The 12,774-nt window shown below is 23.4% G+C and carries 13 protein-coding genes; 1 reads left to right on the forward strand and 12 read right to left on the reverse strand.

The genetic code is table 11. From position 1 onward, the window contains the following. Positions 1-327 precede the first annotated feature (327 nt). The 8 genes from rpoZ to rpsD all read right to left on the reverse strand — a co-directional run bounded on the left by rpoZ (position 328) and on the right by rpsD (position 8,553). Positions 328-552, reverse strand: a complete 225-nt coding sequence (gene rpoZ / locus B2G44_RS01080; RefSeq protein WP_078123012.1) for a DNA-directed RNA polymerase subunit omega — start codon at positions 550-552, stop codon at positions 328-330. A 33-nt stretch (positions 553-585) separates the two neighbouring features. Then, positions 586-1,197, reverse strand: coding sequence for a guanylate kinase (gene gmk / locus B2G44_RS01085; RefSeq protein WP_257616356.1), 612 nt, complete (start codon positions 1,195-1,197; stop codon positions 586-588). A 112-nt stretch (positions 1,198-1,309) separates the two neighbouring features. Then, positions 1,310-3,763, reverse strand: coding sequence for a leucine--tRNA ligase (gene leuS, locus B2G44_RS01090; RefSeq protein ID WP_078123014.1), 2,454 nt, complete (start codon positions 3,761-3,763; stop codon positions 1,310-1,312). A 46-nt stretch (positions 3,764-3,809) separates the two neighbouring features. Next, positions 3,810-4,049: an acyl carrier protein gene (gene acpP, locus B2G44_RS01095; protein WP_143325100.1), complete on the reverse strand. Its 240-nt coding sequence runs from the start codon at positions 4,047-4,049 to the stop codon at positions 3,810-3,812. Between the two features lie 316 nt (positions 4,050-4,365). Continuing rightward, positions 4,366-5,145 carry a diadenylate cyclase gene (locus B2G44_RS01100; protein WP_078123016.1) on the reverse strand — a complete coding sequence of 260 codons (780 nt, stop codon included), beginning with the start codon at positions 5,143-5,145 and terminating at the stop codon, positions 4,366-4,368. 38 nt (positions 5,146-5,183) lie between these two features. Beyond that, positions 5,184-7,670, reverse strand: coding sequence for a magnesium-translocating P-type ATPase (gene mgtA / locus B2G44_RS01105; protein ID WP_307781448.1), 2,487 nt, complete (start codon positions 7,668-7,670; stop codon positions 5,184-5,186). Further along, the gene (locus B2G44_RS02320; RefSeq protein WP_180372463.1) at positions 7,658-7,858 is read right to left on the reverse strand and encodes a hypothetical protein; all 201 of its coding nucleotides are present in this window, start codon (positions 7,856-7,858) and stop codon (positions 7,658-7,660) included. The genes mgtA and B2G44_RS02320 overlap by 13 nt, the downstream gene beginning before the upstream one ends. Before the next feature lie 89 nt (positions 7,859-7,947). Next, complete coding sequence (gene rpsD / locus B2G44_RS01110; protein ID WP_078123017.1) at positions 7,948-8,553, reverse strand: 30S ribosomal protein S4; 606 nt, start codon at positions 8,551-8,553, stop codon at positions 7,948-7,950. 485 nt (positions 8,554-9,038) lie between these two features. Between rpsD and B2G44_RS01115 the strand changes: the two genes are divergently transcribed. Continuing rightward, on the forward strand, positions 9,039-9,710 hold the full coding sequence (locus tag B2G44_RS01115) for an adenylate kinase family protein (RefSeq protein WP_078123018.1): 672 nt from the start codon (positions 9,039-9,041) through the stop codon (positions 9,708-9,710). Positions 9,711-9,773: 63 nt separating this feature from the next. Here the strand turns inward: B2G44_RS01115 and B2G44_RS01120 are convergent, their stop codons facing one another. The 4 genes from B2G44_RS01120 to B2G44_RS01135 form a co-directional block, all read right to left on the reverse strand. Continuing rightward, complete coding sequence (locus B2G44_RS01120) at positions 9,774-10,403, reverse strand: hypothetical protein (RefSeq protein ID WP_078123019.1); 630 nt, start codon at positions 10,401-10,403, stop codon at positions 9,774-9,776. Positions 10,404-10,444: 41 nt separating this feature from the next. Further along, a complete protein-coding gene (gene obgE / locus B2G44_RS01125) occupies positions 10,445-11,728 on the reverse strand; it encodes a GTPase ObgE (protein WP_078123020.1) in 1,284 nt (427 codons plus the stop codon). Positions 11,729-12,016: 288 nt separating this feature from the next. Then, a complete protein-coding gene (rpmA, locus tag B2G44_RS01130) occupies positions 12,017-12,319 on the reverse strand; it encodes a 50S ribosomal protein L27 (protein ID WP_219335502.1) in 303 nt (100 codons plus the stop codon). Between the two features lie 83 nt (positions 12,320-12,402). After that, positions 12,403-12,687: a ribosomal-processing cysteine protease Prp gene (locus tag B2G44_RS01135; RefSeq protein ID WP_078123022.1), complete on the reverse strand. Its 285-nt coding sequence runs from the start codon at positions 12,685-12,687 to the stop codon at positions 12,403-12,405. Positions 12,688-12,774: the final 87 nt, after the last annotated feature.

Raw genomic sequence — 12,774 nt, forward strand, 5'->3', positions numbered from 1 at the left:
CAATTTTCCTTCTTAGGCCATCCCAGGCTTCTCCGTAGAATTATTCGGTGGCGGGGTCTTCTTGACTAATTTGCTTTCGTCGCAACCCGCTTTTATGGTCTGCTATAATCCAACATCCTTTCGTTTGCTGAACCGACCATCTCCTTTCAGGGTTTATCGACCCTGGCTATTGGTTAGATAGCGCGAAATTTAGGCCTCTTTGGCGCCCCACCAGAAGAATTAATATTCAAATATTCCACAACTTCCCGAATCATAACGGGTATATGATTTTTAATTAACAATTCCCTAAACCTCTTCGATCATAAAAAAAGAAAATTTTTTTAATTTTTAATTTTCTTTAAAAATAATCTTAAAATTTTTATTAATAATTTCGGATAAAGCTTTACTAACAATTTTTTTACCTTTAATTTTAGATTTATAAAATTCATCTTTAGTTTCTATAACATGAGCAATTTTTCCAGCAACATAAGCTAATTTATATTTAGAATCAATACATTTTAATAAATCATCGATAGAATCAGTTGAAAAACCTTTTTTTTGATTAAAAATCATTTGTCAGAATAATTTCCTTTCTTTAATATAATTTCAAATTAAAATTTGAGACGAATAAAACTTAATCATTCTTTTAAATTTTACACGTTCTGCAATTAAAATAGATTTAATAATATTAACTGTTTCGTCTAATTTATCATTGATAATCATGTAATCATATTTTTTTATTTTTTGAATCAATAATAATTCTTGACGAGCTTTAACAATTCGTTCATTAATAATTTGCGAAGACTCTGTATTTCGATATTGAATACGTTGTTTTAAAATTGCAATAGAAGGAGGAGCTAAAAAAATAAAAACACTTTTGCTTTTAATAAAATTATTGCTAATTTGTAAAGCTCCTTGAACATCTATCTCTAACAAAACATCTTTATTTTGTTTTAATTCTTCCATTACTTTAATTTTAGGAGTACCATAATAATTACCAATAAATTCATTATACTCTAAAAAATAATTTTCTTTAATTTTATCTTTAAAATATTGGTTACTAACAAAAAAATAATCTTTACCATTTTTTTCATTTATTCTTGGAGACCTAGTAGTCATAGAAACTGAATAAACTAAATTATTTTCAATTCTCTCTAATAATAATTTCTTAACCGTTCCTTTACCAACTCCTGATGGTCCTGAAATAATTATCAACATCCCTTCCTTATTCAATCGCATAAATTAATTAAAAAACCATTCTTTCTAAAACATTATAAGTAAAGTATTTAGTATTTAATTATTAAATGATTAAAATCAAATAAAAATAAATCTATATCATAACTATATTTAACAATTTATTTTTGATATAAATAGTATTAATAATTTCTTTATTTTTAATAAAACTTAAAATTTTTTCATCTTTTTGAATAATTTTTAAAATTTCAGATTTTTCTGTATCTAAAGGAATTAATAATTTAGATTTAATTTTACCATTAATTTGAATAACAACAACAACCTCTTTTTCTTCTAAAAAGGAAATATCATATTTTGGCCAAGGAGAATACACTAATTCTTGATTAGATTTTAATTTCACTTGATTTAATTCTTCTGTAATATGCGGAGCTATAGGATTTAATAATTGTAATAAAATTCTAATTTGATAACGATCTACCTTTTCATATTGATAAATAGAATTAGTAAAAATCATTAATTGACTAATAACTTTATTAAATTGACATTTTTGATAATACTCAGTGACTTTTTTAATAGTTTGGTGTGTAATTTTATTTAAAATTGCAAAATTTGATTCATAAATAATAAAATTATCAAAAATATTATAAATACGATTTAAAAAACGTTGAATACCTTTTAAACCTTGATCTGACCAAGATTTATTATCTTCTAAAGGTCCTAAAAACATAATATAAAGTCTTATTACATCAGCTCCATAAGTATTTAAAACTTCCGAAGCATTAACAATATTACCCCTAGATTTACTCATCTTTAAATTATCATTTCCTAAAATCATACCTTGATTTATTAATTTATAAAAAGGTTCAGGAGTTGATATTAAGCCCCAATCATATAAACATTTACACCAAAATCGAGCATAAATTAAATGACCATGAACATGTTCGGCGCCGCCAATATAAACATCTACAGGCAAAAAATAATCTAATAATTCTTTAGCTTCCATAGTATTTAAAGGGATCATACTTAGATAATTTTTCAAAATATAGCCTATATAATACCAAGAACTACCTGCAAATTGAGGCATAGTATTAGAATCACGTTTATAAATTTTATCATCTTTACAAAAATATAACCAAGAATGAATTTGAGATAAAGGCGAACCACCTTTATATAATTGTTCTAGATTATCAGTTTCAGGCAATTCTAAAGGTAATTCATCATCAGACATTAAATAAATTTTATTATTTTCATCATAATAAACAGGAAAAGGTTCTCCCCAATAAATTTGACGAGAATATAACCAATCATGAATTTTATAAGTATTAAATAATTCACCCCATTTATTTTTAATAGATAAATTTATGATTTTTTCTTTAGCAGATAATTCATCTAAACCATTTAAAAAATCACTATTAATAAAATTACCACTTTTTTGTAAACATGGTTTTTTAATGTTTTCTTTTCTTGAATATAAATGGCAACGAGGACCACAATATTTAATAATATATTTGTTCAAATTATATTTTTGAGCAAAAATAAAATCTTTTTGATTATACAAAGGAACTGACATTAATGCTCCTGTACCATAATGCATAAAAACATAATCTGAAATCCAAATAGGAATTTTTTGATTATTACAAGGGTTAATAGCATAACTACCTGTAAAAACTCCCGTAATTTCTCTATTAATATCTCTTTCTAAATTGCTCTTACGTTGAGTTTTTTGTAAATAATTATCAACTAATTGTTGATTTTCAGAAGTAGTCAAAATTGATATCAAAGGATGTTCAGGAGCCAAAATTAAAGCACTAACTCCAAAAATTGTTTGAGGCATAGTAGTGAAAACAGACAAAATTTGTTTGCTCTCAACCGATAAAATAAAATAAAAAATAAAACCTGGTGTTTTTCCGATCCATTTAATTTGCATTTCCTTAATAGACTCTGGCCAATCTAATAATGACAAATCATTCAAAAGTCTATCCGCATATTTGGTAATTTTTAAAATCCATTGTTTCATTTTACGTTTGAAAACAGGATGACCACCACGTTCTGATATAATACCTTCAGAAGTAGAAATAACCTCTTCATTTGCTAATACCGTACCTAATTGAGGACAAAAATTTACCTCAACATCTTGCAAAACAGCTAATCCTTCTTGATAAAGTTTTTTAAAAATCCATTGAGTCCATTTATAATAATAAGAATCTGAAGTCGCTAATTCTCTACTCCAATCAATACCTTTTCCGAGCAATTTTATTTGTTTTTTGAAGTTTTCAATATTCTGATAAGTTACATAAGAAGGATGTTGACCTGTTTGCGAGGCATAACGTTCTGTAGGCAAACCAAAAGAATCCCATCCAAAAGGATGTAACACATTAAACCCTTGCATTCGAAAAAATCTATTAATAATATCACTAGCAGAATAACCTTCTAAATGTCCGACATGCAATCCTTGAGCAGAAGGATACGGAAACATATCTAAACAATAAAATTTTTTTTTATTATAATCAATTTCGGTTTTAAATGTTTGTTGTTGTTCCCAATGTAATTGCCATTTAGCTTCTATACTACGAAAATCATAAATTAACATAAAAAACTTTTTTTAACTCCAATTTTTTCGATTAAACAGTTTAATTTTATTCTGTGTTTCCAGAATCATGATCTTCAATATAAACTACAATATCTTTTACTGATTTAAATTGTTGTAATTGTTCATCACTAATTTTAATATTAAAAATTTTTTCTAATTGAATAGCCAAATTAACAGCATCAATAGAATCCATCCCTAAATCTTCCTTTAATTTTGTATCTAATTGAATTAGATCTTCAGACAATGATAATTGTTCCGAAATTATTTTTTGAATTTTATTGAACACTATTAACTCCATATATCTAAATTTATTTTAAAAAAACATAAAAAATCAAATAATTATTATTAATTTATTATTTTAAAAATTATCATTAAAAATAATTATCTTAAGAAATAAATAAAATAATTTATGCTTTTTAAAATATTTAATCAATTTATACCTAATAAAACAACCAAAAATTTAATTAAATTAAAATTAATTATACTTAAAAATTTAATTTAATAAAAAACTATTTGTAATTTATAAATAATTTATAAAATAATCAAAATTTTCTATTATATAATTTAATAAATTTATGATTCATAAACAAATTTATCCATAATTAACCCATAAACATAGTTAAATATTCTTCAAATTTAGTACGTTCATTCATCAACAACATAATACCATCTACAGCAATAGAAATATCGCCTGTCTCTTCGGAAACTATAATAGTCATACTATCAGTATGTTCACTGATACCTAAAGCAGCTCGATGTCGAGAACCTGTAATTTTTTCAAAATGTTGATTATCAGATAACATAAAATAAGCTCCAGCAGATAAAATTTTATTACCACGAATAATAACAGCACCATCATGTAAAGGAGTATTAGGCATAAAAATATTAATTAACAATTCGTAAGAAACATTAGCATCAATAAAAATAGATTTTTGCGCGAATTGTTCTAAGGTATTATATTTTTCAATAGTAATTAAAGAACCTATTTTTTTTTCTGACATAAACCAAACAGCTTTTAAAATTTGATTTTGTGTATTTTTATTACCCATAACTATCATTTTTTTTCGATTCCAAAAACCAGACCAATTTTGAACATAAAAACGTAAATAAGGAGCTTTAATAATGATAGGTACTATCATAACAAAATTTAATATCACATTATAAATATTAATTTTTTCTAAAAAATTTCTAATTGGTTCAAAATAATTATATTTTTCCAAAAAAAATTCCAAACAATAAACAAATAAAATTCCTAAAAAAAAACAATAAACTACCTTAATAACTTCGTATTTACTAAAAAAAATATTTAAAGAAATATAAAATAATATTAAAATAATTGTAAAAAATAATAATATATTTAAAATATCTTGCCAATAAATCATTAAACGCACCTATCCATTCGATCAACAATAATATAATCTCACAAAAGATCACGTTTATTTATAATAAATAATTTTTTAACCAAAAATAAACATAAACAATACAAACATAAAAAGCTTAACAAAATAAAAACATAATTTTTATCAAAAGGATTATCAAAATATAATCTTTTTGATAAAAAACTTATACAAGGTAAATAAGAAGCTAAAATTCCAGCTATAAAAGGTAATATAAATATATAAATAGTTTTTTTCAAATTTCTCAAACAATTAAGAGTTCTAAGATAAAAAATAGTTAAAAATTGAGTCCAAATTGAAAAAATAAACCATCCTGATCTAAATAAATTAATTTTATCACAAGTCCAATCACTAAAGGAAACAATACCATAATTCCATAATAAACTAGAACAAAATAAAATATCAAAAATAAAAGTTAATATCCCAAATGAAATCATAAAAAAACAAATATCACGACTATTCCAACAAGATTTTTTTTTCAAATAAATAGATTCTACATCATCAAAAGGTAAAACTAAACAAGATAAATCATAAATTAAATTTAAACATAAAATTTGAATAGGCATAAAAGGAATAAAAGGCAAATAATAAGAAGCTAATAAAATACTTAAAATATTACCAAAATTAGAGGCTAAAGTGAATTTAATATATTTCAACATATTAATATAATTTTTTCGACCCTCTAAAATGGCATCTTTTAGTACAGTTAAATTTTTATTCAATAAAATAACATCTGCTGATTCTTTAGCAACTTCAGCTCCCGAATCAACAGTAATAGATAAATCTGCGTTTTTCATAGCGATAGCATCATTAATACCATCACCTATAAAACCTACAATATGTCCTTTTTGACGAAAAATATTAATAATTCTAGCTTTTTGTTCTGGATATAATTTAGCAAAAATACTAGTATAATGAGCTTGTTTATAAATTTCTTCATCACTCATTTCAATCAAATTAGAACCTAATAAACATTTTGTAGAATCAATATTAACTTTACTAGCAATAATTTTTGATAAAATCTCGTTATCACCAGTTAAAATTTTCACATCTACGCCACAACTTTTTAAAGCTAAAACAGCATCTGCAGAACTAATTTTAGGAGGATCTAATAAAATTAAAAAACCTAATATAATCATGTTATTTTCTATTTTTTTATCATTATGAAATATCAAATTTTGATTTTTTTGAATTAGTTTATAAGCGACCCCAATTACGCGAAATCCTAACTGATTATAATGAATAACATGATTTAAAATCTGAGATTTATCAATATTTAATATTTGAGCTTGATTTGTTTTCGGATCAATACATTCGGCATAATTACAAATATTTAATATTTCTTCAATCGCCCCTTTAGTAATGATTAAATTATAATCCTCATAAATATTATGAAGCGAAATAGTCATAATGCGACGTTTAAAATCAAAAGGAATTTCATCAATTTTAATAAAATTTTTCGCTAACATAGAATCAAAATGACAATTATTATGCATTTTATCAATAATTGCTTTATCTATAACATTTTTTAAACCTGTTTGAAAATAACTATTTAAATAAGCATATTGTAAAATTTTAAAATTACTTTTATTATAAATATCTAAAAAATTGTCAATAGCAACACTATCTTCTGTTAAAGTTCCTGTTTTGTCAGTGAATAAAATATCTATAGCACCAAAATCTTGCATAGAATATAAATTTTTTACAATAACGTTATATTTAGAAAGAACAGCAACCCCTCTCATAAAAGAAGTTGTTACAATCAAAGGCAACATTTCAGGAGTAATTCCTAAAATTATACTCAAAGCGAAAGCAAAAACATTCCAAAAAATAAATTTTTCTGTACACTTATACCAATTTAAAACAAAAATTAAAGGAAATAAAATCAAAATACAACTGATTAATATTTTAACAATAGAATTGATACCTTGCTTTAAAGAAGAATAAGTTTTATCTTTATCTAAAGATTGATGAATATGACCTAAATAAGTATTTAATCCTGTCAAAACTACAATGCCAACAGCATAACCCGAAACAACATTAGTACCCATAAAAACTAATCTAGGATCTTTTAAAAGATCATTTGATTCTGTTTGAGAAAAAGCATTTTTTTCTACCGCATCCGATTCCCCTGTAAAAGTTGTTTCTTTAACAAAAAAATCTTTAGTCTCTAATAATCTAATATCTGCCGGAATGATATCTCCGGCTGATAATAAAACTATATCCCCAACTAATAATTCGTTTAAAGGTATTTTAAAAATTTGGTCAGATCTTTTTACAGATGCCGTTAAAGAAACAATTTTTTTAAGTTTATCTATTACACTAGAAAATCTAGCTTCTTGTAACCAATGCATAAAATTGGAAACCATTAAAATAAAAGATACAATAAAACAAGTAGCATAGTCCCTAACTTTAGGATCTGCTAAATAAATATCTTTAAAAAAATAAAAAATTAATAAAAATAATAAGATAAAATTAAAAGGATTTAATAAAACTCTTATAATTTTGATAAAATAATAATTTTTTTTTTATTTAAAACATTAACATTAGAATTTTTCTTTCTTTCATCAATTTCATCCAAAGATAAACCATTAAAACTAGAAGATAAATAGACTAAAAGTTCATTAATATCTTGGCGACTAACATTCTTAAGAAAATTAATGTTAGAAAAAAAACTTTTCCTAAAAGGCAACTTCATTTTGATTATACAACTCCCTAAATAAAGTAATTTGCTTAATATGAATACCCAAAAATTTCTTTATTATTGTTTCTTAATAAAAAGAAATTTTATCTATTATAATATTCCACAATTAATTGCTCGTTAATATCTGTTAAAAACTCATTTCTATAAGGATATCGGATATAACTACCTATTAAAGAAATTTTATCCAAAACAACATAGTCTACTTTATTATTTTTGGATGTTTCCAAACAATAAGAAACTATTTTCATTTGTTTTGCTTTTTCTTTTAAAGTTATTTTTTGTCCGGGTTTAACAACATAAGAACTAATATCAACTTTTTTACCATCTACTAAAACATGACCATGAGAAATTAATTGTCTTGCTTGTAAAATAGTTTTAGAAAAACCTAATAAATTCACAATTCTATCTAAACGAGATTCTAAGGATATTAAAAAGTTTTCCCCATGAGAACCTTTAAATTTGGCTGCATTAACAAAAAAACGCTTAAATTGTTTTTCAGACATACAATAAGTAAAACGAACTTTTTGTTTTTCTTGTAACTGAAGTCCATAATCACTTAATTTATTTTTTCTTTTTTTATTTTTACTTAAATTAAAATGATCTTTTTTATTTAATAATTCTTTTCCTGTTCCGGTTAAAGAAAAATTCAAAAAACGTGACTTTTTCCAAATCGGTTTTGCGGTAGACATCCACAATGCTCCTTTTTAATTCACTTATAAGTGAAATTTTATTTTTTATTTAATTTTGAAAACGCTAAAGTACATATAGATTAATCAATACAACACTATATATCATATATTTTATGATAAAACCAAAATATAGTCAAGTAAATAGTTAAATTTAAATTAATGAATATAAAAATTTAAAAAATCTATTAGATAGTAAAATATCAATATTATTGAAATTAGTAAATTTATGTGATATAAATACTTAGTGTTTACCCTTTTCAATTTTTAATTATAAATTTTATAAAATTTAAAAATAACATATTTAAAACCTCAATAAGCACATTATTTGATAATGAAATAATTTAATTCAAAAAATTAATTGACCTTCACATTAGCGTTTTTTTAAAATCAATAGAACTGCAAACTTTATATTATATTAAATATTAAAAATGGATTTAAGAGATAATTCCCTAATTAAATTCTATCCAAATAAGAAAGGTTATAGAATGAATATAATATTAATAGGACCGCCTGCTACTGGCAAAGGAACACAAGCGATAATTTTATCTAAATATTTTAATATTCCACATATTTCAACAGGAGATATTTTCAGAAAAAATTTACAATTAAATACTAATTTAGGAAAATTAGCCAATTCTTATATAGAAAAAGGTTTTTTAGTTCCTAATCATATCACAAATGCTATGATTGAAGAACAATTATTAAAAGAACAAAATAAAAAAGGTTTTATTTTGGATGGATTTCCTAGAAATTCAATACAAGCTATGTTTTTGGATAAATTATTTCAACAAAAAAATATTATTTTGACAAAAGTAATTTATTTCAATTCCGATATCAAAATTTTACAAAAAAGAATTTTAGGTAGACGAATATGCCCAAAATGTAGAGAAATTTATCATTTAGAAACTAAAAAACCTAACAAAAACGGAATATGTGATAAGGATAACAATATCTTAATCCAAAGAAAAGATGATAATTTAATAACCTTTAATGAACGTTTAGCAATTTATCAAAAAGAAACCTACCCTTTAATAGAACAATACCGTAAAAAAAATAAACTTTTAGAAATTCGTATTAATGATGACAATATGTCTATCAATGATGTAACAAAAATTTTATTAAAAAAAATTTCACAATATTCAAAAACACAGACCTAAAACTAATCAATATTTCCATTAATAAAAAAATAACTTTATTTTATAATTTAAAACTAAAATTAATTATATTTTAGTATGATTAACGAAATAAAAAGATAAAAATTGCCGATATATCGTTAAATAAATATAAGTTAAAAATCCTGAAAAGAAAAAAACTGATAAAAAACGAATATAAATCCAAGGAGATACAAATCTTTTTAAAAATTTATTATAAACAGAAAAATTATTTAAATAATCATAATTTTTATTATAAAAAATATAATCTAAACAAAAAAGATTCAATAAAATATATGTTATAAAATATAAACAACAAATTAAAGTTATTCGCCAATAAACAGATAAAAATGAATTAAAATATTTTGAAAGTAAAAAAATAGGCAAAATACCCAAACAAAGACCATAAAATAAAGTTAATAATGGATTATATGGATAAACAGTGCCTCTGAAACAAAAAGCAATAATTTCTATAAAAGAAACAGAAATAAAAGACCAAAAATAATGACGATTGAATAAAGGAATAAAAAATAAAGGTATTAATTTGAAACCATCTAACCAAATAATAGAATTAAAAAAACGCAATATAGAATAAGAAGTGAATAACTTTTTAAAAATTAAATCTAAAACAAGAGACAAAGAAGATAAACAAGATAAAAAAGCTATTCTTTCTAAAGATGATAATTTTAGTTTTTTCATATATGTATAATTCTCCTTTTTGTTTTTTATAAATGCATTATTTAAAAATTTGTCTCATTTACAAATTCAAAAATACAATTACAAATTTTTACTTGATCAGAGGATCTCATTCCTCTTTTTTTTAATTCTTCTTCAACTCCTATTTTTTTCAAAATATAAGAAAAATGACTAATTGATTCATGATTATTAAAATCTGTTCTATGAAATAATTTTTCAATATAATCACCGGTAACTACATAACAACCATTACTTTCTTTAGAAATAATAAATTTAACAGATTCATTCAAAGTAAAAATCTTTTTATTTTGAATATTATTCGCGGTTGTATCTATATTACACAAATCACTTCTTTGTAAATGTTCTATAATAATATTTTTTAACTCTGTTAAACCTAAATAATTAATAACAGAAATAGGCATAATAATCTTATCTTTTATTCGTTGGGTTAAAATAAGAAAATTTTTTTGAAAACAAGGCAAATCTTTTTTATTAACAACTATTATTTGAGGTTTTTTTAACATATTAATATGATATTTTTTTAATTCTTCATTTAATAATAAATAATTTAAATAAATATCATCATTTGAAGCATCACATATATGTAATAACAATTTACATCTTTCGATATGTTTTAAAAAATTAATACCCTGGCCACGTCCTAAAGAAGCATTTTCGATTAAACCAGGAATATCAGCAATCACAAAATTTAATTTTTTATCAAAAACCATTCCTAAACAAGGAGTTAAAGTAGTAAAAGGATAAGAAGAAATTTTTGGCTTAGCATTAGATAAAGCGGCTAACAAAGATGATTTACCTACATTAGGAAAACCTAATAAACCGACATCTGCTAACATTTTTAATTCTGTTCTAATAATTAAACTTTCTCCTAAATCGCCTTTTTCAGCATAAGACGGAGCTGAATTAAAATGATTAGTCAAAGCAAAATTGCCCTTACCGCCTTTACCACCTCGAGCAATTATTAAACGTTCTCCGGCTTCCAAAATTTCTCCAATTAATTGATTATTTTTATGATTATAAATTAAAACACCTAAAGGAACTTCTATAAACAAATCAGGAGCATTAGCTCCGTTTTTATTTTTATTTTCGCCATTATAACCATTTAAAGCTTTAATTTTTTTACGATACTTAAGTTTAAATAAATTATTTTCACCTGAAACACCTACAAAAATTACAGATCCTCCATTACCTCCATTTCCCCCTGAAGGTCCTCCGTAAGGAACATATTTTTCTCTTCTAAAAGCTACCTTACCACATCCTCCGTCACCAGCTTTAACGTAATTTATCACTTCATCAATAAAATTCATATAATTCCCTAAATTAATTTATTTAGATAAATTATCCGTTCAATTCGGCAATAAATTTTATTTTTTACAGCATATAACGAATAATATTCTCTAAATTATAATTAACCAAAACATTCACTTACATTCCAATATTTTTATTTTTGAAAAATTAACTTTTTTTAATTTAATTAAAAATTGTTTATAAACCAAATAACTTCTAATTAAAACATTAAATATTAATATAAAACTACTTTAAATATTATTTAAATTCTTTTATGTAAAAATACTTATTTAAAAAAATTATAATAATTATTTTTGCAAAATACTGTTATAAACTGAAGCACAAGTTTTTTGTTTTTTATTAATACGAATTTTTTCGAATTTAACAAAACCCTTAATAAGAGCAAATAAAGTATCATCTTTACCAATACCAACGTTTTTACCCGGCATAACTTTAGTTCCTCTTTGACGATAAATAATAGATCCGGCATTTGTATATTGACCATCTGATAATTTAGCGCCTAAAGATTTAGAATGGGAATCACGCCCATTGCGTGTAGAACTAACCCCTTTTTTAGTGGCAAATAATTGAATATTTAACTTAAACATAATTAACCTCTTTTAATTTATCTATATTTTTAACTAATTTCATTTTTAAACGATTTGGATATTATAGACTTAAATCTTTTATTTAATTAATTTAATTTTTTAATTAATTTAATTTTTAAACAATTTGGATATTGCCGACTTAAATCTTTAAAAGTATATTGAAAATTTTTTAATAATTTATTCACTATTAAATTAGATTCTAATAAAATTAATTTAAAATAACCTTTTTTTAATTTAAAATTAATTTTATTACTTAAGTCTAACAATTCAATAGCATTAATAGTCACTATTATAGCAGTAGATACTGAAGAACAAACTATATCGTTTGAACAAGAATATTGAGCATGGCCTTTAAATACGGATAGATTAATTGCGTTTTATGCAGCGATTTGTATTTGCTGTTTTATTTACAATCAGCCCCCGTCCAAACCGGACAAGCAAGTTTCCAAGCACACCGC

Source organism: Candidatus Phytoplasma citri, from assembly GCF_002009625.1.
Lineage (GTDB): Bacteria > Bacillota_I > Bacilli_A > Acholeplasmatales > Acholeplasmataceae > Phytoplasma > Phytoplasma citri.